This window comes from Streptomyces sp. YIM 121038 (assembly GCF_006088715.1).
Classification (GTDB): domain Bacteria; phylum Actinomycetota; class Actinomycetes; order Streptomycetales; family Streptomycetaceae; genus Streptomyces.
On sequence record NZ_CP030771.1, the window covers coordinates 4,990,834 to 5,010,995 of the forward strand.

At 68.1% G+C, this 20,162-nt stretch carries 23 protein-coding genes; 1 reads left to right on the top strand and 22 read right to left on the bottom strand.

All coding sequences use genetic code 11. The features are described from left to right. Window positions 1-30: 30 nt before the first annotated feature. The 22 genes from C9F11_RS21160 to C9F11_RS21265 all read right to left on the bottom strand — a co-directional run bounded on the left by C9F11_RS21160 (window position 31) and on the right by C9F11_RS21265 (window position 18,998). The gene (locus C9F11_RS21160) at window positions 31-537 is read right to left on the bottom strand and encodes a hypothetical protein (protein ID WP_138960754.1); all 507 of its coding nucleotides are present in this window, start codon (window positions 535-537) and stop codon (window positions 31-33) included. Further along, the gene (locus C9F11_RS21165; protein WP_138960755.1) at window positions 534-1,982 is read right to left on the bottom strand and encodes a TraM recognition domain-containing protein; all 1,449 of its coding nucleotides are present in this window, start codon (window positions 1,980-1,982) and stop codon (window positions 534-536) included. Before C9F11_RS21165 ends, C9F11_RS21160 begins: the two co-directional genes overlap by 4 nt. Before the next feature lie 39 nt (window positions 1,983-2,021). Continuing rightward, entirely contained in the window at window positions 2,022-2,288 is a 267-nt protein-coding gene (locus C9F11_RS21170; protein WP_138960756.1) for a hypothetical protein, read from the bottom strand. Then, a complete protein-coding gene (locus tag C9F11_RS21175) occupies window positions 2,288-2,611 on the bottom strand; it encodes a DUF6238 family protein (protein WP_249401814.1) in 324 nt (107 codons plus the stop codon). The genes C9F11_RS21170 and C9F11_RS21175 overlap by 1 nt, the downstream gene beginning before the upstream one ends. A gap of 59 nt (window positions 2,612-2,670) precedes the next feature. Continuing rightward, window positions 2,671-4,107 (bottom strand): ATP/GTP-binding protein, encoded by a 1,437-nt coding sequence (locus C9F11_RS21180; RefSeq protein WP_138960757.1) that lies wholly within the window; start codon window positions 4,105-4,107, stop codon window positions 2,671-2,673. Beyond that, a complete protein-coding gene (locus C9F11_RS21185; protein WP_249401815.1) occupies window positions 4,104-5,630 on the bottom strand; it encodes an SCO6880 family protein in 1,527 nt (508 codons plus the stop codon). Before C9F11_RS21185 ends, C9F11_RS21180 begins: the two co-directional genes overlap by 4 nt. A gap of 3 nt (window positions 5,631-5,633) precedes the next feature. Beyond that, window positions 5,634-7,295: a hypothetical protein gene (locus tag C9F11_RS21190; RefSeq protein WP_249401816.1), complete on the bottom strand. Its 1,662-nt coding sequence runs from the start codon at window positions 7,293-7,295 to the stop codon at window positions 5,634-5,636. Next, entirely contained in the window at window positions 7,276-8,589 is a 1,314-nt protein-coding gene (locus C9F11_RS21195) for a hypothetical protein (RefSeq protein WP_212767825.1), read from the bottom strand. The genes C9F11_RS21190 and C9F11_RS21195 overlap by 20 nt, the downstream gene beginning before the upstream one ends. Window positions 8,590-8,592: 3 nt before the next feature. Continuing rightward, window positions 8,593-8,931, bottom strand: a complete 339-nt coding sequence (locus tag C9F11_RS21200) for a hypothetical protein (protein ID WP_138960758.1) — start codon at window positions 8,929-8,931, stop codon at window positions 8,593-8,595. 50 nt (window positions 8,932-8,981) lie between these two features. Then, window positions 8,982-9,959 carry a bifunctional lytic transglycosylase/C40 family peptidase gene (locus C9F11_RS21205; protein ID WP_138960759.1) on the bottom strand — a complete coding sequence of 326 codons (978 nt, stop codon included), beginning with the start codon at window positions 9,957-9,959 and terminating at the stop codon, window positions 8,982-8,984. Between the two features lie 11 nt (window positions 9,960-9,970). Further along, complete coding sequence (locus tag C9F11_RS21210) at window positions 9,971-10,516, bottom strand: hypothetical protein (RefSeq protein ID WP_249401817.1); 546 nt, start codon at window positions 10,514-10,516, stop codon at window positions 9,971-9,973. 164 nt (window positions 10,517-10,680) lie between these two features. Further along, window positions 10,681-12,714 (bottom strand): SpaA isopeptide-forming pilin-related protein, encoded by a 2,034-nt coding sequence (locus tag C9F11_RS21215; RefSeq protein ID WP_138960760.1) that lies wholly within the window; start codon window positions 12,712-12,714, stop codon window positions 10,681-10,683. A 362-nt stretch (window positions 12,715-13,076) separates the two neighbouring features. Further along, a complete protein-coding gene (locus C9F11_RS21220) occupies window positions 13,077-13,541 on the bottom strand; it encodes a hypothetical protein (RefSeq protein WP_249401818.1) in 465 nt (154 codons plus the stop codon). Between the two features lie 206 nt (window positions 13,542-13,747). Further along, entirely contained in the window at window positions 13,748-14,905 is a 1,158-nt protein-coding gene (locus C9F11_RS21225) for a DUF2637 domain-containing protein (RefSeq protein WP_249401819.1), read from the bottom strand. Next, entirely contained in the window at window positions 14,902-15,327 is a 426-nt protein-coding gene (locus tag C9F11_RS21230) for a DUF6195 family protein (RefSeq protein WP_138960762.1), read from the bottom strand. The genes C9F11_RS21225 and C9F11_RS21230 overlap by 4 nt, the downstream gene beginning before the upstream one ends. Then, window positions 15,324-15,674 (bottom strand): DUF4326 domain-containing protein, encoded by a 351-nt coding sequence (locus C9F11_RS21235; RefSeq protein ID WP_138960763.1) that lies wholly within the window; start codon window positions 15,672-15,674, stop codon window positions 15,324-15,326. The genes C9F11_RS21230 and C9F11_RS21235 overlap by 4 nt, the downstream gene beginning before the upstream one ends. Next, complete coding sequence (locus C9F11_RS21240; RefSeq protein ID WP_346347320.1) at window positions 15,674-16,315, bottom strand: ATP-binding protein; 642 nt, start codon at window positions 16,313-16,315, stop codon at window positions 15,674-15,676. The genes C9F11_RS21235 and C9F11_RS21240 overlap by 1 nt, the downstream gene beginning before the upstream one ends. An 83-nt stretch (window positions 16,316-16,398) precedes the next feature. Further along, window positions 16,399-17,247 carry a hypothetical protein gene (locus tag C9F11_RS21245; RefSeq protein WP_138960765.1) on the bottom strand — a complete coding sequence of 283 codons (849 nt, stop codon included), beginning with the start codon at window positions 17,245-17,247 and terminating at the stop codon, window positions 16,399-16,401. Next, window positions 17,244-17,606 (bottom strand): hypothetical protein, encoded by a 363-nt coding sequence (locus tag C9F11_RS21250; protein ID WP_138960766.1) that lies wholly within the window; start codon window positions 17,604-17,606, stop codon window positions 17,244-17,246. The genes C9F11_RS21245 and C9F11_RS21250 overlap by 4 nt, the downstream gene beginning before the upstream one ends. A 70-nt stretch (window positions 17,607-17,676) precedes the next feature. Then, entirely contained in the window at window positions 17,677-18,264 is a 588-nt protein-coding gene (locus C9F11_RS21255; protein ID WP_138960767.1) for a WhiB family transcriptional regulator, read from the bottom strand. Then, window positions 18,261-18,560: a hypothetical protein gene (locus C9F11_RS21260; RefSeq protein ID WP_138960768.1), complete on the bottom strand. Its 300-nt coding sequence runs from the start codon at window positions 18,558-18,560 to the stop codon at window positions 18,261-18,263. Before C9F11_RS21260 ends, C9F11_RS21255 begins: the two co-directional genes overlap by 4 nt. A gap of 51 nt (window positions 18,561-18,611) precedes the next feature. Next, complete coding sequence (locus C9F11_RS21265) at window positions 18,612-18,998, bottom strand: hypothetical protein (protein WP_138960769.1); 387 nt, start codon at window positions 18,996-18,998, stop codon at window positions 18,612-18,614. A 358-nt stretch (window positions 18,999-19,356) separates the two neighbouring features. Here C9F11_RS21265 and C9F11_RS21270 point away from each other — a divergent pair, with 358 nt between their 5' ends. Continuing rightward, entirely contained in the window at window positions 19,357-19,818 is a 462-nt protein-coding gene (locus C9F11_RS21270; protein ID WP_138960770.1) for a helix-turn-helix transcriptional regulator, read from the top strand. Window positions 19,819-20,162 lie beyond the last annotated feature (344 nt).

Consider the following 20,162-nt stretch of genomic DNA (forward strand, 5'->3'; position numbering starts at 1 on the left):
CGTCGAAGACGATGTCTGGCTGTGGGCGCATCACACCAGCTCCTCAACAGGCTCGACGGACAGCTGTTCGTCAGCCTCAGCCGGAGGCCGCGGGGGCCAGGCGTCCAGCTGGAAGCGTGCCGGGCGAGCGTCGTGCTTGCCCACCCGGCAGTCGTCGCCGGCCTTGCCGAGCATGTTGTTCATCCGGGTGACGAAGCGGTCGTACTGCTCGTGCCAAACGACCACGGACCCGGCGTCGTCGTAGGCGTCGAGGCGGGCGAAGGCGAAGGCCGCGATCTCGTAGGGAAGGTGCTCGTGCTCGATCCAGCACGGCGGGATGACGTACTGGGGTTGCCAGGCGTAGGTCTGGTTCAACCAGCGGCACACCGCGTCGAGCCACTCAGGAAGCGGCTCGATCAGTTCCTCGGTGAGGGCGCCGATGTCCCACGGTGCCGGGCCGTCCACCACAGCGTCCTCCGCGCTTCTCGCCGCGATGTAGTCGGCGATGAGGGCGGGCGGCTCAGGGAAGGGCGCGAAGCGAGCGAAAGGGTTCATCATGCGGCAGCAGCTCCCTGACGGCTCGCCCAAGCGGCAGCATGGGCTTCGGCCTGGCGCCTCTTCTCGGCATCCTGCCGGAGCCGTTCCTTCTCGTTCGCCCGGCGGAGGTCGTGAACGTGGCCTTCGATCTCAGACCATGAGTCCCAGGTCCACATGCCGTCGAGGCGTGTGATCACCGGAGGCAGGTTGTCTGCCAGGACGAGCGCGTGGCCCGCGTCCAGGGCCTTGATCTCGTCACTGCGTAGAACGGGTTCGAGGGCCACGTGCGTCGCGGTGGATTCGCCCCCGCGGTCGCCGCTGGTAGTCGTCTTGGTCGTTCGGACGCGTTCGACCTGACCGCAGAGGTCGGACATGTCGCGCAGGAAGACGGGGTCCTTCGCGCCGCCGAAGACGACGACATGGTTCGTGAAGGAGGCCAGCTCGTTCGCGGTGTCCTCGCCGAAGCGGGCGCGGGCGGAGGCCCAGCCCTGGAGTCCGTAGATCACGGTGATGCCGCGACCGCGTCCGTCCGCGACACGCTGTCGCAGCGACGGAATGGGCGCGATGTTCGGTGCTTCATCGAGCGCGGCCAAGAGGGCAGGGTCCAGACGCCCGGCGGGAGAGGCGATGGCGTGCGCCTCCGCGATGTCCAGGAGGTCTTCCGTCACGGCCGTGGTCAACGGCGCGATGGAGTTGACCTCGGAGTCCTTGCCCAGGAGGTAGATGGTGCCGCCCGCGTCGAGGAACTCGTGGAAATCGGTGGGCTCCTCGCCCTTGCCCTGGAGGGCTCGGACCACCGACTCGTGCATGAGCGGCTCCAGGGCCGCGTCCAGCGTGACCGCCGTGTTGCCAACGGTCCTGCTGTCGCCCGTGGTCGAGGTGCGGAGCATGTCCGCCCAACCGGGGCCGGCGCCGGGGTGAGCGGTCAGGATGCTGAGCGGAGCTGGGTCGGTGAACTTGCGGGCCCACTTCAGGAATTGGTCGAGGCTGGCTCCGTCGAGAGCGGCAGCATGTAGGAGCGCGGCCAGGACCTTCGCCGCCTGCCCCTTGTAGAAGGAGCTTCCCTCGGAGGACTGGGCTGCGGACCCCGGGGTGCGCGAACCAGCGACGAGTGCCTTGGCCCGCATCATGGCGATCTCGGTTCCCGCCGCTCCGGTGATCGGCGACCAGCGGAGCCGGGGCAGAGATGGCGCGATGTTCTGCGGGTCGAAGACCAACACCGGGCGCCCGTCACGCTTTCGCGCGTCCAGGGTCAGTTCGACAAGGTCCGGCTTCGTTGAGGTGGCGAGGACGGGGCCCGCCCACCGGCGGATGGTCGGGGCGAAGAAGCGCAGCGTCTTTCCGCTGCCCATGGGGCCGATGACTCGGCAAGCCTTGTCGGCGCGTGACCACAGGGGTACGCCCTTCGGGCGCTGGGAGACGCCCAGCGAGTAGCCGAAGTCGAGCGGGTCGAGCGTGTGGTTCATGTGGTGCTCCGGAACGAGGTGCTGGAGGAGGTGCGCGTGTCAGGAGGCGCAGGACCGACGAGGCTTGGAGAGGTCAGCGGCCGAGGTCTGGGCGGAGGTGCGGCCCTGATCGGTCAGGGAAGGGCGGATCTCGGAGGCCCGCAGGACGGCCTTGGCTGACAGCTGGCGCTTGAGGTGTGCCTTGGAGGCGAACCCGGCGTTGCGCCGACTGCGGTTCGAGACGAGCCACAGAGCCAGCAGGCCCAGGCCGCAGACGGCGACGACGGCGTACAGGGCGACGGACAGGCCGCCGGGCAGGAGGTCCATTACTCGCCCTTCTTCGCAACGCGAGCGGCGAGGTAGCGCATCCGCCGGCCGCACAGGCGGGCGAGTGAGGCGTCCGGTCCGGCACAGCGTGGCGGCGCGTGGTGGAAGGCGGTGTGGAGGTCCTCCGCTGCCCGCCAGACGTGGCCGACTGCGGCGCGGACACGTCCGCCAGCTGCGGAGTAGTCGCCGCGGTCCAGTACCGCGGCGAGCCGGGCAGTGCGCTGGGCGAGGTCGAGGAAGTCGGCGTGAAGCTGGTCGATGTCGTCCCGAACGGTGTGTCCGTACGTCGGGAGCGCGGCGGGGTCGAGGGCCAGAGCAGTCATGGGGAGGGGTTCCGTCTCGGGGTGATCGCTGGAGTCGGGGCGGGGGCGTGGAGCCGCGCTCATTCCGGGTCCGGGGAGGTGCTGGCCAGGTCCGACATGGAGCCGGAGGAGAAGCACAGGTGCTGTTCGGCCTCGGTGAGGAGGTGCTGCACGCCGGGGTAGATCACTTCGCCGACGACCCAGAGCGCGATGCCGCGACGCAGGCGCGTGATGTGCTCGGCGGTCCAGGCGGGCAGGCCGAGGCGCCGGACGGTGTCCTCGGCTTCGGATTTCTTCATCGAGTAGACGACGATGGTGTCCGCCATCTTCAGCGCGGCCTGTGTTTCCGGGCTGTCGTCGATGTCGCTCAGGTGGTGGACGATGAAGATGCAGCTCAGCCCGTAGCCGCGTGCGAACTTGAGGAACTTCTCCAGCAGCGCGGCGAGTTGGGGTGTTCCGAGGATGTGCCAGGCTTCCTCGCACACGAGGATGCGCTTGCGCTGCGTGTAGCGGCGGCAGCCCGATTCCGGGTTGGGGCCGAGTTCCCAGGCGCCGGAGTTGGCGTCCACGATCCGGCGTTCGTGCTGACTCGGTTCGGTGCCGCACTCGCACACCGGCCGCAGCCAGACTTCCTCAAGGAACACGGCGATCACCGCGACGAGGATGGTCATGGCGACGCCGCCGGACGGGACCTTGGTCAGGTCGAAGACAACCATGTCCGCGTCGAGATCGACGCCCAGGCTGGTCGGGCCGTCGAGCATCCCGATCAGGTCCCCGGTCGCGTCCTGATCAGTGCCGCACAGACGGTCCAGGACGTAGGAGGCTTCGAGCCCGTCGTTGAGGAGTTCGTCCCGGGTGCGCTGCTTGGCGGTGGCGTCCGACTCTTCGGGAGCCCGCAGTGCGGCGGCGACGTCCGCCAGGACCGGGGTACGCCCGGCGTCGTTGGCGCGCTGGTGGGCTCGGCGGATCGCCAGGCGCAGGGCGGAGCCGGCGAACTCGTCCAGGGCACGCCCCAGGCCGAGTTCCACGATGGTCCGCACGAGTTCGATCTGTCGCTTGCCCGCGATGGCGGGGTCCATCGGGTTGATGCAGGAGGCATCCCGGCCACCGCCGGGCGTGAACTTGATCGGCGCTTTGCCGGTCAGGGACCGGCCCAGCGCCGCCCACTCGCCTTCCTCGCGCTCCTTCTGTTCCTTCGTGTCGAGGACGATCACCTTCCTGCCCAAGCGGATCTGCCGGGCGGTGTAGGTCTTGGTGAGCGAACTCTTGCCACGGCCGGTGTCGCCCATGACGATCATGTTGCCGCCGGGCAGGCCGTCCCCGAATGCCGAGAAGGGGCAGTAGATGAATGCCTTGCCCGAGTACAGCTCACGGCCGATGACCGCTCCCGCTGTGCCCAGGGTGGGCGGCGCGATGGGCAGGTAGAGGGCCTGGCTGGTTGTGGTCTCGGTGTAGAGCGGTCGCCGGACGGTTTCGTGCAGCGGGGTCAGCGGGTTGAGGGTGAGAAGGTCACTCACTTGATGCCTCCGGCGAACGGCAGGGTCGTGGCGAACGCGCGGGCGTGCTCAAGGTCGAGCCACTCGATCCGCAGGTGGGCATTACGGGCGCGGGAGGCCGTCGTCCTCTTCGTCTTCTCCAGTTCCTCGCTGCTGCGCGCGGAGATGGTGATGTAGCCGACGACCGCGGAACCGGCCGCGCCGGAGGAGGCCAGCGCCATGCCGCGCGAGCCCGTGGCGTTGGCGGCGATCAGGTCGCGGGGGTCCAGGTTCTTGCCACGCTGGCGGTCCCGGTGCATCTCGGCCTGATTGTTGGTGTCCTCCGCGAGCATCCGCTCCACGGCCTTGTCGTTCGGCTCCAGGTTCTGGGTGATGCTCATCGTGCGGATCACGTCGGGCATCCCGATCAACAGGGGTGACAGGAAGTCAGGCCCCACAGGCGTGGTGGGCCAGGAGACGACGGCGGCCGTCGCGTGGAACCACTGGTCCGTTGACCCGGCGGCCCGCGTCGCGACGTGCGCGCCGTCGCGGACATCGACGTTCCGGGGGAACGCGTGGGCCTGGGGCAGGTCGGTGTCCCAGATAGCGTGATCGGGGTCGTAGCTGTTGCGGATGAACGCGGTCATCCGGCCCTCATCGAGCGGCGCGATCACCGAGAGGTCGGCGTCCTCGCACCGGGACCACAGTTCTTCCAGGTACGCGGCCATCGCGGCGGCGACACCTTCGTCACCGGTGCCCCGGGCGGCGCCGTCAGCCGCCAGGTCGCGGGTGAACTTCGCGTGGGCGGTGATGTAGTAGCGGTGTTCCTCCGCCGAGGTGGACACGGCGTTGGCCAACGTGTCGTACGAGTCCTTCAACCACTGCGGCACCTCGTGCGTCGCGGCGGACTCGTCGCGCTGGGCGACGAACCGGCGGTGCGCGTGCGGGTCCGACTTCATCTGACGGGCGAGGACCTGAATGCGCTTGACCGGGTGTTCCTCGGTGTTGCCGAACGCGTCGAGCAGCTCTCCCCACCGCTCCAGGGCGACGACTTGTTCGCCGACCTCCTTGCCGCCCAGGCCGGGCGAGGCGACTTCCAGCGTCGCGGTGACGCAGCCCGCTTCGGGCTGGAGGACAACGACCGCTTGCTGACCGCGGACCGTCACCGGCACCCAGGTCATCCCGGCGACGCCCTCCGGCTCGGTGAGCGCAGCGTCCGGCGGCGTGCCGTCACGGCGCACGCCGGCCTCGACCGCAGGGGAGACCCACACACCGCCGGTCCGGGCCAGGGCCTTGCGGTGGTACCGCTTGATCCGCCACCAGCGGTAGAGCGTGCGGCGCTGTGCGGTCCCCTTCGGCCGGTAGGGCGCGTACACCACGACCAGCGCGACCACGATGGGCAGCGCCAGGCCAAGACCGGCCAGCACCGGGACACCGCTGAAGAGGAAGCCGGACATGATGCCGAGCCCCGCTCCGCAGCCCAGGACGACCTGTTCGCCGAGGTCCCGGCGGCCCACCAGGCCCGTCGGCCGGTGCTTTCCGAACTGATACGTACGAGTAGACATGGATCACTTGTCCTTGCTGGTGGGCGGCTTGATGGGCGCCCCGCCACCAGTCGGCTTCGCTGGCGGGTTGGGAGTGGTGGACGGGCCGGTGCCCGCAGTAGTGCCCGAGGTGAAGGAGGGAGCCGGAGGCCGGGGGGCCGACGGTGCGGGCCGGTTCCCGGACTGCCCAGGAGGAGCAGGCACAGGAGACGGCCCCCGGCTGGGGGCTCCTGCGTTCGGGGTGACGACGGGGTTCGTCGTCCCGCCGTGGCTTCGGGCGGAGTCCGGTACGTGGTCGGCCGGTGCCCCGTTGCCGTCGCCGGCCGGAGGCGTCGGAGAGCCGGAGCCGACGCTCGGGTCCGACTGCGCGCCGGAGGTGCGTGCCGAGGGCGGAGGACTCGGAGCCTGCGAGTCCTGGTTCCCGTGGTCCTGCTGGGACTCGCCGCCGTTCCCGGCGTCGGTCCCCTGCGCACCCGGCGAACTCATGGCCTTGCCCTTCACCGCATCGGTACCGGCCTTCGCCAGGGCGATTCCGGCACCGACCGGCCCGGCCGCTGTGCCCATCGCCGCGCCGCCACCCTTGCCGCCGCCGACCAATGCGCTCTGGATATGGGAGTTGAGAGCGCGGTTCGCGTGCTGCCCCGGTCCGTCCACAGCGGCAGCGGGGCCCGAGGACTGGGCCGTCTTCCGCCCGTGGTGCAGCTGGGCCATCTCGTCGCCGAAGGCCGGAACCCACTTGTAGAGGGTGGCGGAGGCGAACACGGCGAGAAGGAGGATGAGGGCGCCGACGAGGATCTTGGAGACCGCGTCGGACATGCTGCCCGTCGAGTCGCTCAGGATCGCTCCGCCGAGCCCGAGAAGCGCGAACAGCACCGGCTTGGACAGGCCGATCGCGAAGATCGCGCCGATCCACTTCTTGGACTTGCCCCACAGGTCCCGGTCCACCAGGCCCGCGTTCACGACCGGCCCGAGCGCCACCGCAACGTAGATCGCCGCGCCGCGGATGAGCATCTCGACCCACATCAGCAGGGCACCGCACATCATGATCAGGTTGACGACCAGGAGCTGACCCACGCCCTCGGAGGGGTTCGCGGCCATGATCTTGAGGAGGTTCTCCAGGAAGGGTTTGAAGTTCTCCGTGGCGTATGGCTCGAAGACCTTCGTGACCTCGTCAATGGCCCGCATCAGCAGCGCGATAGCGCCGGGGGTCAGGGCGTTGACGAGGAACTGGAGCAGCAGGAAGCCGATGGCCTCGCTGATGGCTTCGGTCAGGCCGACCCCGCGTACCGCGCGCTTGGCAACGGCGATGAACCACAGGGCCGCTGTGATCAGCGACGAGGCCGCGAAGATGATCGCGTACTGCTTCAGGAAGCCCTGGCTCGTCAGATCGACCTTGGTGGTGTTCTGGATCAGCTCCAGCATCTTGCGGAGGAACCAGATGTTGGCCTCCGCGAGTTTCTGCAGCAGGAAGCCCAACGGGTCCTTGACGAAGTCGATCGCCGCTTTGGCCTCGCAGACCATCGGGATGTAGCAGAACGGGTTGGCGACCGCCGACGGGACGAAGATGAACCCGACGACGACGTTGACCCACACCAGGGCCTGAACCCGGCGGCCCCAGCCCCGGCCGGGCCCGCTCCGCTCGATGGCGAGCAGGCCCGGGGCGTCCTCACGCAAGCGAAGGCGCATCGGTGACACCCCCCACGTCCGCGAAGCTGCTGGCCGGCGCGGCCTGCTCAGCGGCGGGCGGGGACGGCACCAGAGGCTCCGACGGGGTGACCGCCGTCGTCTTCCAGGTGCCGTCAGCCCAGGTGAGATCGACCGTCATCCGCAGGAAGCCGACCTGCGGGCGCTGCGTCTCGTCCTTACCGGCGATCCCGCCCATGGACGCGGTCCACAGCTCGATGCTCGCGCTCTGGTCGGTGTAGGACACCGCGCGGGTGGCCAGGGCTGCCGTCCTGGTGACCAGGAGCCCGCCGTCCGCCGTCTTTCCGTCGTCCCCCAGGGCACGGTTCTCGACGACCAGCCTCGCCGTCGAGTCCGTCTCCGACTTCACCCGCTCCAGGACGCTCGGCGCTGCTGTGGAGGCCAGCATCTTGTGCCGCCAGTCGGTGCTGGTGAAGAACCGCGGATCGCCGTACAACATCACCGCGCTGGTCGCGGCGGCGCGTGCGCCGTCCTCGTTGTGTTCGTAGGCGGCAGGGAAGCCGCCCGCGCCGGTGCTGCCGCTCAGGACCGGATCGGAGGCCCCGGCGGGTATGTAGTCGGTGAAGTCGCCGGTGACGTTGGTTGCCTGCCGGACGTCGATCGGCGCCACCAGGCCGCTGCTGTCCGAACTCCCGGACAGCTTCCAGTCGTTGTTCTCCCAGACCAGGTTGACCGTCACCGAGCGGAATGCGGCCTTCGGAGTCGCGTGGCCCGTCGCGCTGCCGCGCACGGTCGTTGTCCACAGCCGGACCGTGGCCTTGTGGATATCGAAGCCGAGAGTGTGAGCGGAGAGGACACCGGTGCGGGCGATGGCCTGCTTCGGGTCGAGCTTGGCGTTGTCTCCCTTGAGGTCATGCGCGGCCTGACCGGCCGCACGGTCGGCCTGCTGGACGGCCGTCGAGGCGGAGCTGTGCGTGGCCATGACGGACACGGCACGGTGTCGCACGTCCTTGTTCGTCAGGTAGGCGGAACTTCCGGCAACGGTCGTGTAGTTGGCGGCAGCGGCTTTAGCGCCGGCCTCGGTGTGGGGGTAGCCGACGGGTACCCCGTTGTTGGCCCGGCTGCGGGGCTCGCTCGCCTTGGGCGCCGCGTCCGCCGGAGAGGAGGCGGCCGGTTTCGGGGCGGTGTCGTTGCCCGTGGTCAGGCTCACGACCAGTCCGGCGACGGTGACCACGGCGACCGCCCCGGCGGCGATGCCCCAGAGCTTGGCTCCGGACTGCGCCGGTGCGCGGCCGGTGGTGGAGGAATCCTTCCTCCGCTGTGTTCGGGCAGCCATGGGTCACACACCCATGCCGTAGGTGATCGTGAAGATCGTGCCGAACGAGGCGACGAGGAAGACGACCACCAGGCCGCCGACCATCATGCCCTTGCCGCGCGAGCTGTCCATGGTCGAGTGGCCGTCGCCCACCCAGCCCTTGGACTTGGCGAGACCGGCGAAGAAGGCACCGGCGCCGACCACCAGGACGAGGGCGGCGAGCACGCCGAGCAGGACCTTGGCGGTCCCGCCGAGCTTGCCGAACGGGCCCCAGTCCGGCTTCACGCCGGACACCACGTCGGCACCCGCCGCAAGGGTCGTGTGCAGGGTCGGGTCGGCAGCAGCAGAGAGAAGGTTGTGCATGGTATTTCCTTTTGTGCAGAGTGAGTTGATATGCGGTGTTTTGATCGGATTTAGCCGACGTGGCGCATCGCGATGAGCTGAGGCGTCCAGTAGCTGAGGGGCTTGATCCGTACCTGGGCCCCGGTGTGCGGGGCGTCGATGACCTCGTTGTTGCCGATGTACATCCCGACGTGCTCCGGTCCGGCGGAGCCAGGGACGGTGAACAGCAGGTCACCGGGCTGGAGTTGGGACACGCTCTTGACGGCGGTCCCGGCGTGCACCTGGTCGTAGGTGACGCGGGGAAGGTTCACCCCGGCTGAGGCCCAGGCCATCTTGGTGAGCGAGGAGCAGTCGCATCCGCCTTGCCCCTTGTAGGGCGAGACGCAGTCGCCGCCCCACTGGTACCAAGTCCCCAGGGCCGTCTTCGCGGCGGAGATGGCGCGAGCGGCACCCTTGCCCGCGGGAGCGTCGGGGCTGACCGCCGCCGCCCACTTCGCGGCCAGGTCCCGGATCTCCTTCACGTAGCCGCGCGTCTCGGGGTACGGGGGAATGCCGCCGTACTTGATCACGGCCCCGCCGCCCGCGTTGTAGGCGGCCAGCATGTTGTCCGTGCTGTCGCCCGGGACGTTCTTGACCTCCTTGGCCAGGACGCAGTCGTAGTTGGCCTGCGCGGCGATGGCGTCGGCCGGGTTGAAGATGTCTTTGATGCCGTCGCCGTCGCCGTCCATGCCGTACTGGGCCCAGGTGCCGGGCATGAACTGGGCGATGCCCAGGGCCCCCACCGGACTCTTGGCCTTCGGGTCGAAATGCGACTCCGTGTAGAGCTGCGCGGCCAGCAGCGATGCGGTGACCTGCGGGCACTTCCCCGCGTGCTTGTCGATGATCGTTCGCACCCAGCCGGGCACCGGTGAGTCCGGCGTGAGACCGCCGCCGGGACCGTTCTCCTGGGCGGAGGCGCTGTCGGCCCCGCCGAAGGTCGTCAGCAGCGCGACGCCGCTGATGACCATGGCAGCCAGCAGGCCGAGGATGATCTGTACGGACTTCTTCATCGCGGCCGCCGTCAGCCCACCGGCAGCGCGGTGACGCGCCAGCCGTCGGCGGTGTGCTCCAGGCGCAGGGCGAGCTGTTCGCTGCTGTGCCGCGCCGGCCCGGACTTCGGGGTCGTGGTGAGGGTGTAGGCGACCCGCACGAGCGCGGACGAGGGCGTCGCGGCCGGGGCGCCGTCCGGCACCACAGCGGACGTGATCTTCGCGGTCTGCCTGGCCTGCTCGGAGCGCAGTTCCGCCCACGGCGCTTCCTGGCCAGGGCGCTTCTGGGCCAGGACATCCACCAGCTCGCCGCTGGCGAGCTTCGCCGCGCGAGCGCCCGCGTCGGCGTACGACCGGTCGCCGCCGTTGGTGGCGTCGTGCTGGGCGTAGGCCACCGTGAAGGCCCGTGCGACCTTCTCCACGCCGGCGGGCAGGGTCTTGCCCGGCGCGGAGTCGGAGGCCCTGGTGGTCGGCGTGGCCGATGCGGTGATGCCCGCCGAAACGGAGTGGGGGCGAGCGTTCTTCGATGCCGAGTCGTCGCCGGTCGAGCTGGAGCAGCCGGACGCCAGAGCGGCCACGGAAACCGCAGCACATATTGCGGCCGATATCGGTATGAATCGGGTGGAGCGAGGCATGACGAAACCACGACCTTGGTGCAGGAAGTTCAAGTGAGAGAGCGGGTGTTGCGGCCCGGGGGGCGAGTTGGGCCGCAACACCCCTTCGCAGGAGCGAGCTGGGGGAACTACTCCTGCGGGCTGTTACCGGCGTTGGCCGGGGACTGCTGGCGACGGCGGGTCATCCACACCGTTCCGCCACCCACCGCGAGTAGGGCGGCAGCGCCACCCGCGGCCCACGGCGCCATCTCGGCGCCAGTCTTGGCCAGGGAACCCGAGCTGGGGGTCTCCGGCGGCGTGCCGCCGCCCTTGGCCGGCGGAGGAGTCGAGCCCGGCGTGGACGGGGTCGGCGTCGGCGGCGTGGGTGGGGTCGGGAGCTTGCTGTCCTGGGCCCGGACGGTCACCTCGGAGTCCGCCCGCGCGGTGAAGCTGATCGGCCGGGCCAACTTGTCGTAGCCGTCCGGCGCCTTGGTCTCGGTGAGGAGGTACTCGATGCCGTCCTCGACCGTGGCGTCCAGCTTGATCGGCTGGGACTTGCCGTCAGCGCCAGTGGTACCCGACGCGACCTTCGTTCCGGGCACCTTGTTGCCGGACGGATCGACCCTGACCGTGGCGATGTCGAAGCCCATGCCGCCCAGGACCTTGCCGGACTCCTTGTCGGTCTTCAGCACGCGCATGGTCGCCGGGATCGGGTCGTTGGTCAGCGTCAGGTTGACCACCGCACCGGCCTTCGCCAGGAAGCGTTCCGGGGTGCTGTTCAGCTGGTAGTGCGCCGGGGCCTTGACCTCCTTGGCCCAGTACGCGGACCCGGCCTTCACATCCACGCCGAGCTTGAGCTTGGCCAGGCCATCCTTGCCGGTGGTCACATCCGTGATCTTCTTGCCGGGCTTGTGCTTCCCGGCGCCGTCCACGTCGTCCGCGTCGATCTCGATGACCGCGTTGGCCAGCGGCTTGCCCGTGGCCTTGTCCACCTTCTTCAGGACGAGTTCAGCGTCCTTGAACGGGTCGATCACCGTGATCGGCTTCGCCGACCCGGACTGCCCGGCGACGATCAACACATCCTGGTCGGGCACGAGTTCGTGGATGTCGTCGCCCGTCGAAGACTCGTGCAGCCGGTACTTCCCCGGAGCCACGCCCTCGAACGTGAGGACACCGTCCTTGCCGGTCTTGCCCTCCTTCACCACCTTCCCCGCGGAGTCCAGGAGCTGGAAGCTCACGCCGACCAGGCGGGAGCCCTCCGGGTCCTTCTTGTGGATCTCCACGCCGCCGGTGGCGGGCTTCACGGTGACATCCGCAGAGTCCTGCGCTGTGGTCGTGTCTCCGGCCAGCAGCATCCGCTGTGCCCGCTTGTCGTGCGGGTCCAGGGTCTTGAGCTGCGAGCCGGGCAGGCCCGTTGCCGTTCCCTTGACGGCGGTCGTGCCGGTCTTCGAGGCCGTGAAGGTCCACGAGGCTCGTCCGTCGCCGCCGGTGGTGACGCTGCCCTTGGAGGAGTCTGCGCCGAGGTCCACCTTGACCCCCGGGATGTGCTCGCCCGACAGCTTGGACGTGACGTCCACGTCCACCGTGACCTTCGTGCCCTCGGTGGTCTCCTTCACCTTCGGGCGGACGTGCAGCTCATACGGTCCGGCCAGCTTCTTGGCTTCGGCGAGATAACCCATCGCCATCGACCGGGAGTTGGCGGAGACATTCGGGTAGGAGAGGCGTTGCTTTCCGCGTGAGCCGTTGATCCCGTACGTGCCTCCCGCGAGGAGTTCGTACGTGGCCGCATCGACCGCTGCGGCCTGAGCGTCGGAATGCGTCTGGCCGTACTTGCCGATGATGTACGACGCGTACGCCACATTCGCGTCAGGGACCTTCTGACCGGTCTCCGAAGAGGTCCATTGCGAGACCGGCTTGGGCCCGAAGTACCCGCCGGCCGCGTCCGGTCCGCGCCGCGACGGGTCAGCACAGTACGTTTCGTTGTCGCCCCAGACGCGGAGTCCGGGCGGCCCGTAGGCGCCGATGTGGCTGGAGGCGGCGTGCCCCTCGGAGTCTGGAATCTGGAACCCCGGCCCGTACTTGTCGGCCGCTACCGCAGTGGGGACCCAGGCCAGGGTGCCCACCACCCCGGCGGCCACAGCGACGGCGGCCAGCCGGGAGGGGGTGGGTATGCGTGAACGCATGAAGTCGTGCTCCTGCTTACGGAAGCCCCCGGTATGCCGGAGAGCTTCAGAGTCGGGAGCCGGACTGCATGGTGCCTTGAGTCGGGACCGGCTCCCCTTGCGGTGCGCGTCCTCGGACATCTCGTGTCCGAGGGCGACTTCTGAAATGCGGCCGGGTCTCAAATTCAGACGAGTTCCTGTCGGCCGCCTCGCGTCATATCAAGGTGAATCAGCCCCTCCCTGTGCAGGGCAGATTCCGGGTATACGGAATCTGCACGGCCGCAGAACGCCTTTGGCGTTGGGCCGTGCAGAGAGCCTGACAGGGGTGTGGGAAGAACTCGAATCTGAATTAATGTAGGAAGTTTCTTCTAGGAATTAACTTCCTAGTTATTTCCGTATTCCTCGACGGGGGTTCCCGGAGAAAGGTGGCGGATAGCCGTGCTCAGCCAGGGCGCCGCAGGCCCGGCGATGAGGAGCGGGGCGCACACGCTGTACGACAGCACCAGCTCATGGCGGGCAGGGGTGACCGTGATGCCGGTCAGGAGCGCGTGGTCGAAGGGGAGCCAGGTCGTGGGCATCCCGGCGGGGTTGATCCGGAGACCGGAGGAGGTGAGGACTACGCGAGCCGGGGTGCGGTCGCGCCACTGCGCTTGCGCCTCGGCTTCCGCCTGCTGGCGGCGCCGGGCGTCGAGCTTGTGGTTGGGGACCCATTGGCGGCCGAAGGTGGGGTGATCCTCGTAGTACCCCGCCCCCTGCTGATAGGGGATATCGGTGGCGTAGAAGCGGGCCGTCGCACACATGACGTCCGCGTACGCGGTCTCCTCCGCATCGAGGACCAGTCCGGGCACCGGAACCGGGGTGAGTGTGCCGCCGGCCTGAAGGTGCAAGGCAAGAGCGGACGCTGCTTGGTCCGCTTCGTATCGGGCAGCCGCGTCCGCTGTGTTGTCTCGGCGTCGTCGCACGGCCGTTCCTTTCTGAGCACCAGGGCCTGACGGCTGCTGCGACGGGGAAGGCCCGCCGCAGCAGCCGTCAGGGACTTACCTATGGAATGAGATCACCAGAGCGAGCTGGAGCCGCCAGCGGGAGCAGGCTGCCGGGCCATCTCCTCTTCTTTCCGCAGCACCGCGAGCAGTTCGCCGAGCCGGTCGTTCCCGATCGGCTGGCGGGCCCGGACGGCCTGCCCGACGACGTCCCGGCTGATCCGTCCGGCCTGCCGGGAAGCCTCCCGCGCGATCGGGAGCAAGTCCGTCAACCACTCGTCCACAGCCTCCCGGTCCTCGGGCGCTTCGTGTTCGTCCGGGACGGAGGCCGGTTGCTCGTCCGAGAGGTCGTCCGCTTCCCGCGGACCGGGTGAATCTTCCCCCGCCGGGCGGTCAGAATCCGGGTTACCGTCCGGGAAGGTTTCACCGTCCGGACGGAGCAGTCCGTGCTGTCCGTCCGGGTGGTCCTGGCCGTCCGTGCCGGTCGTCCAGTCGCGGAGGTGGACATCGTCCGCGGCGTCCTCGGTCTGGAGCACGACCGGGGTAAGGGCCTTGTCCAGACTGAGCTGGGGCCCGTCCGCCGGGCTCCCATCCCGTCCGTCCGCCGTGGACGGACCGGGGACGGCGACCAGTTCACGAGCCGTTGCAGGCCCGGCCGATTCACGTTCGAGCCGTGCGGTTGCCGCACTCGGACGGTCATCTCCGGCGCCGTCCGGGAGCGGTCCCGGACGGCTCACGGGGCGGTCCGGGACGGACGACTCGGCCGTCCGCGCCATGATGATGTAGAGGTGCACCGAACCCGCCAGGGCAAGCGGTGCGAGCGTCGAAAGGACGCCGACGACGTTGTCCCCCAGGTGCAGCGGGGACTGTCCGGACTGCGGTCCGTGGTTGAGCGTGATCGCGTGCAACGCGTTGGCCCACAGGCTCGATCCCGTGGCCGCCAGGAAGAGGAACCAGGCGTACAGACGGGCGCCGAAGTCGCGGTGGCGCAGCAGGACCAGCGCCCTGACCCCGTACGCAATGAAGCCGTCGATGAAGACCGGGAAGAGGTACGAAAGCTCCGGCCGGGCGTGAATGGCGATGGCCACCTGACGAAGCGCGTCGTAGGAGAACGCGAAGCCGGCCGCGCCGAGCGCCATGATCGCCGCGCGGTCCCCGAAGGCCATCCGACGCAGCTTGTAGGAGGTCTGTACGGGCGCCGAGGACGGCGGGTCTATGTGCGTGCTGGTCATCCCTGAGCACCGCCGTCCCGCGGGTTGATGGCCTGCCAGGCGGGGGTCTGGGCAAGCAGCCGACCAAGGTGTTCGAGCGAGGTCACCTCGTCCACCTGCTGACTCGGGCACGAGATGCACGAACGCCTCAGCACGAGCCGTTCCGCGTCTTCCCCGTCCCCGCTGTAGTAGAGCTCAAGATGCTGACCGGCCACCGTGTCCAGCGAGGCGAATGCCTGGAGGTGTTCCTCCAGGCGCAGCACGCCAAGGGCCTGCCAGTCGAGGGTGACCGCTTCATCGCCGAGCAGACGGCGGGCGTACTTCGAGGCGGCCGTGACTGACCTGGGCGCCCAGGTCCGGAAGGCGTTCTCCCTGATCGCCGTGCGCCGTTCCTCTTCGGTGACGAGCCGCTTGGCCGCCGCGAACATGATCGGGTGAGTCATCCGGAGGTTCCTTCCAAGGAGCAAGTGGTGCTGCGCTGCTCGGATTCGCTGGCCAGGCGGAGCAGGACATCGGCGTGGCAGGGAGCATCGAGCGGGCAGGTGCACACGAGGTCGAGGCCCCGAAGGGCACGCGCGAACCGCTCGGCATAGCAGCGGCCCACCGGGCCCCGGAGCGTGGCGGCGAAGAGATCCACGGCCTCTTCTGCCGTCATCGGTCCCCGGCACGGGGTAGGGCTTGGGTCTCCGGCCCTGAACGGGTTGGCGTAGCGGCTGCCTCTGCCGACGTAGACGGCGGAGCCGGAGAGCGTCGAAGTGGCGTGAGCGGACCCACGGCGACGGATCGGCATCAGGCAGCCCCCCGGCCCCGGCGCCGGTCGTCACCGATCATCGGGACGAGCGCGGTCACCATCTCGGCCAAGCGGCTGGCCACCCGGTCACCCACGAAGTCCGTCAGGTCCGGGCCGTCCGCGTCGCGAGCGGGCAGGTTGGACGTGATGATCGTAGGGAGGCAGTGGTTGTACCGGTGGTTGATCAGCCGGTAGGTGACCTCTTCGGTCCACTCGGAGGTCTTGGACGTCCCGAAGTCGTCCAGGAACAGCAACTGCACCGTGGACAGGCGCTTCAGCTCTCGCTCCGAGGCGCCCATGACCTGACTCGGCCGCAGCTGGCCGTACATGTCCGCGCTGTTCACGGCGATCAGCTCGAACCGGTCCGGTCCGCCGGCCGCGATGTGCCGCAAGGCCCCGTACGCCTGGTGCGTCTTTCCCGTCCCCGTGAGACCGGTCAAGAGCATCGCCCCCGCCGTCGCCGGGTCAGCGAGCGCGCGGTCCGCCCAGGCCCTGACCTCCGGGAGCGTCGCCTCAGCGTCGCGGAACCGGGGCGGGGTAGCAGTCTCCCAACGCGTCATCGCGTACTCGACGCGCGCGCTGTGGTGCCAGTTCGGGTCACCGGGGCCCGCTTCGTCACGGGGAGGTTCGACGTCAGACACGAGGCGGATTCCCTTCTCAGCAATGATCCGTTCGATCGCACGCATTGACCCGGCGTGGCCTGCGCGTTGTGGCTCAGCCATGGTCAAAATCCGTTCTGGTAGGCGCTGGACTTCGCCGGGTTGCGGAAGGGCTTCCATCCCGCGGACTCACGCCGGAGCGGGACGACGTTGCCCTTCGGCGCCTCGGCAGGGACCTGAGAGGGCAGGTCGTCCCAGATGCGCAGCAGGTAGCGCGCTGACTGCGGGGGCCGGGCCGGGTCCCACCGCCGAGCGATGACCTCGACCAGCCGTTCCGGGCCCCAACGGGCCGACAAGGCTGTTACCCGCTCCCACTCGGGCTCGGAGAGCCGCCACCCGACGAGCATCCCGGCGGCCTCCAGGGCTGCCACAACGTCTCGGGCCCCAGCCGGAACGTCCACCGAGGCGGGGCCCCGCTCGTTCGCTGAATCCCCGGAGGGAAGCGAGCTAGCTTGCTTGTTGGTGGTGTTAATACTCCCGTAGGGAGTATTAACACCATGTGCGCGCGAGGAAGAAACTTCCCCCTTTGTTGGCGCAGACTTCCTAGTTTTCTGCTCGAACTTCCTAGTTTCGGAAGTGACTTCCTGGAAGTTGCTTCCACCTTTCCGCAGGTCCTGATCCGGTGCCTGCGGGGTGGTAGCCGAGCTGGGGAGCGTCCCGAGGAGGATCGAGTACCGGTTGGGGTTGTGCCTGCCGCCCCCTGCCTCGTACTTCAATTCGCCCAGCGTGGACAGCTCTCCGAGGCAGGTAGTGATGGCGCGTGGAGTGAGGTTGGTGAGTTTCGCTATGTCATCCAGGCCCAGCTTCGCTTCACCCCGGTCGTTCGCCTCGCGTGCCAGGGCGAGCATCACGAGACGCGCCCCCCTTCGCGACTGGGAGAACTCGTAAACCAGGTCAGTGGTAACCGTGCTCATCGGACACCGCCGTCAGCCGTGGCGACGTAGCGAGTGGGGGACATGCCGAACGAGCTGTCGTCCTCCGGGACATAGCCTTTCTGGACAGGCTCAGGTGTGAGGTAGAGGCGCCCGCTCGGGACATGGAAATCGTGGGCATAGCGCCAGTCGGCAACTGAAGCGAAGTGCTGGCGGATCATCCGGGTCAACTGTCGCTCGATGTCACGGTCTACGAGCAGCCGCCAGAAATCGCCCTCAAAGATGTAGGTAACAGCACGCGAGACCGGAAGGATACGGACCAGGACGGCCGTTGGGGCCAGGGCGCGTACGGTATCGCTGAGCCCAGTGCAATGCATTATCGGCAAAGAGTTTTTGGGCATGGGAGGACTCCCGAGGAAATGCAAGGAAAGCCTTGCAGGAAGAGTGATGTCCCTGGAATGGCAGGGAGGATCAGGCGGCATCCGCCTCAGATGGAATCGCAGTGGAAGGCGCCGGCGCCGCACTCTGGTTGTGCTCGCGGACCAGTTGCCATAGGTATTTACGGGGGATGCCAAGGCCCCAAGCGACGTGATCGGCGTTCAGTGTGGGATCACCCGCGAAGCGTGAGATGACCTCTCCGCGCTCCGTCTCGTTCAGTACGACGGGGACCCCACGGAGGACAGCAGATACAGCCTCAGCGTCGATCCGGCGCTTCCAGGAGTCCCGCAGCGCTGAGCGCTCCGACGCCAACAGGCCCGCCCGAATGCCGTACTCGTCATCAAGCCGCAAGGACTCGACCAGGCACTGAGCCGCTACCGCCAGCGGGCAGGACGCGCAGAAGTTCAGCGGACGATTCAGCGCGATCCCCTGAAGCTGTCGTACTTCATCAGGGTCTTCTCGTGGGCCGTCCGAAAGCGGGGTGAAGAGTTCGGGGTCCTGCCCCGAACACCGCGCATTCTCAGCCCAGTGCTTCCCCGACTCCGGAATGGCCGCCTCAAGGAGAGGGCGCCAGTCGCCCTCGCGGGCCGCCTCGATCAGACCGCCTATCCCCGGGGTCACTGGGAACCGTCCGAAGCTGAAGCGCCCCCGACGTACCGGGCATACACAAAGAACTCATCGTTGACGGTCTTGGACTTGGCCTCGAAAGCGCCTGCCGGGCGGAAAGCAGCGAGAATGCCATTCCGTATCTGGTAGGCGGCCGTGGCTGCGTCGCCTCGCTTCTTTCGCTTCTGGACACGACACCACGCATGGGGCTGCGCCTTGAGTTTCTTCGCGGTATCCGCATGGCGAAAATCAGAATCGGAAGGTCTGCGGGTAGACGGGGGAAGGTCTTCAAAGACGATGTGGTACGCCACCGGAATTACTCCTGGAGAATCGCAGGAAGCTGCGGAATCCTGAAATGGAAATCAAGCGCGCGAACGCGAGCGGGAACGCCGGGACGGCGTCAAGGCCGCGACGTTTGCGTTCCGGCTGTGCGCGCCAGGACCCGAGTCGATATCAGGCCGCACGGCATACATCTCAGAAATGGCCTTGAGGTCCTCATCGGCGAAACCGACGAACTTGCCCATCTTCCGGTGGGGGAGCGACCCTATGCGCTCACGCAGCCACTTCTCAGGAATGTTGAGGCGTCGTGCCGCCTCGGCGTAATCAACGTGAAGGGTGTCGAGCCGACGCATGAGGGAATCGGCATCCTCGCCGCTCGTAAGCAGCCTCAGAACCGCGGTGAGCCCTTGGAGGTCGAGGCCGCCGGAAACGGCTGTACTCGTGACAGGTGTCCCTGCGGGGTGTCCCATGAGACAATCACTCCTTGAGCAGACAAGGCATCGCCCTGCCTGCATCAGGTGACACCGAAGCACTGCTCCGATGTCACTGCCGAAGTGCGACCGCGAGGTTTACTAGGCCCGTGCGGTTCGCACTGCTTCTTCGGGGGGCTGAGCCTCCCAAGTTCGGCTCACCGGTTTGGAGTTGGCGCTCCTACCGGTGGGCCGAATCTGCTCTCCGGGGACTGTTTGGCGACAGCCCCGAATCGCGATCTCCCGGACGGTTCCCCGCCTGGCGACATGATCACTATACCATCATTTCCAACCCATCATTTTCTTCTCTTGACTCTGCTCGCGATCTTCGAGCGGGGGTGGCTGGGATACTGGCCGCGTGAAGAGCGTCCAGGACTTCAGCCCGAACGCGTTCCGCGCCGCCTACGAGGCGCGGGGCTGGACCCAGGCTGACGTAGCGAAGGCCATCGGGACGACGGTCAACACCGTCGGCCGGTGGGTCAGGGGCAAGGGTGCCCCCAGCCCCCGCCTGTTCTCGCTGCTGTCCAAGGAACTCGGCGTCGCCCGGTCGCAGCTACTGCTGCCGCTCGCACCGGACGCCGACCTGGCTGTCCTTCGTACGCGCGCCGGCCTCCGCCAGGAGGACGTAGCCGATCACCTCAGCGTCCAGGCGTCGGACATCTCCGAGATGGAGCTAGGCACCGGACGCGTGAGAGATGAGTGGGGAGTGCCCCTCACGTACCTCTATGACGTGTCGCTCGACCAGCTCGCCAAGGCGGCCGAAGTCACCGAGGAGCGTTGGCGTGCGGGGTTCGAGGCCAAGCGCCACCAGGCACCTTGATCATTAACCGCGCGGCCACCGAAACACCCCTCCCGTACTGAAGCCAACGGGCCAGGAGCTGAGTGCAGAGCGGCTTCAGCAAGCGAACCGTTGACATGTCACCGCCAGTAATTGGAAGTGGGGACGCGGTGCGCCACCGTGCCATTTACCGGCATGGCTCCTTCTTCCTCTTTGGCCTGGTCGGGGGGCCTGTGAGGGATCTCGAAGCGATCTGAAATGTATGTGTGCTCAGCGTGAATAGTCAAGGTGAGTTAAGTTTGTCCGGTCGCGCTGCATGCCCATGGTCGTGAAATTGCGCGTGGCGCAAAATCGCCAGATTGCGCGTGGCGCAATTTGGTTTCCGT

Bases quoted from the DNA above. Each gene is read 5' to 3' on its own strand.
- C9F11_RS21160 (WP_138960754.1), bottom strand. From the start codon at position 537: ATGATGAACCCTTTCGCTCGCTTCGCGCCCTTCCCTGAGCCGCCCGCC.
- C9F11_RS21165 (WP_138960755.1), bottom strand. From the start codon at position 1,982: ATGAACCACACGCTCGACCCGCTCGACTTCGGCTACTCGCTGGGCGTC.
- C9F11_RS21170 (WP_138960756.1), bottom strand. From the start codon at position 2,288: ATGGACCTCCTGCCCGGCGGCCTGTCCGTCGCCCTGTACGCCGTCGTC.
- C9F11_RS21175 (WP_249401814.1), bottom strand. From the start codon at position 2,611: ATGACTGCTCTGGCCCTCGACCCCGCCGCGCTCCCGACGTACGGACAC.
- C9F11_RS21185 (WP_249401815.1), bottom strand. From the start codon at position 5,630: ATGTCTACTCGTACGTATCAGTTCGGAAAGCACCGGCCGACGGGCCTG.
- C9F11_RS21190 (WP_249401816.1), bottom strand. From the start codon at position 7,295: ATGCGCCTTCGCTTGCGTGAGGACGCCCCGGGCCTGCTCGCCATCGAG.
- C9F11_RS21195 (WP_212767825.1), bottom strand. From the start codon at position 8,589: ATGGCTGCCCGAACACAGCGGAGGAAGGATTCCTCCACCACCGGCCGC.
- C9F11_RS21200 (WP_138960758.1), bottom strand. From the start codon at position 8,931: ATGCACAACCTTCTCTCTGCTGCTGCCGACCCGACCCTGCACACGACC.
- C9F11_RS21205 (WP_138960759.1), bottom strand. From the start codon at position 9,959: ATGAAGAAGTCCGTACAGATCATCCTCGGCCTGCTGGCTGCCATGGTC.
- C9F11_RS21215 (WP_138960760.1), bottom strand. From the start codon at position 12,714: ATGCGTTCACGCATACCCACCCCCTCCCGGCTGGCCGCCGTCGCTGTG.
- C9F11_RS21225 (WP_249401819.1), bottom strand. From the start codon at position 14,905: ATGACCAGCACGCACATAGACCCGCCGTCCTCGGCGCCCGTACAGACC.
- C9F11_RS21230 (WP_138960762.1), bottom strand. From the start codon at position 15,327: ATGACTCACCCGATCATGTTCGCGGCGGCCAAGCGGCTCGTCACCGAA.
- C9F11_RS21235 (WP_138960763.1), bottom strand. From the start codon at position 15,674: ATGCCGATCCGTCGCCGTGGGTCCGCTCACGCCACTTCGACGCTCTCC.
- C9F11_RS21245 (WP_138960765.1), bottom strand. From the start codon at position 17,247: ATGAGCACGGTTACCACTGACCTGGTTTACGAGTTCTCCCAGTCGCGA.
- C9F11_RS21250 (WP_138960766.1), bottom strand. From the start codon at position 17,606: ATGCCCAAAAACTCTTTGCCGATAATGCATTGCACTGGGCTCAGCGAT.
- C9F11_RS21265 (WP_138960769.1), bottom strand. From the start codon at position 18,998: ATGGGACACCCCGCAGGGACACCTGTCACGAGTACAGCCGTTTCCGGC.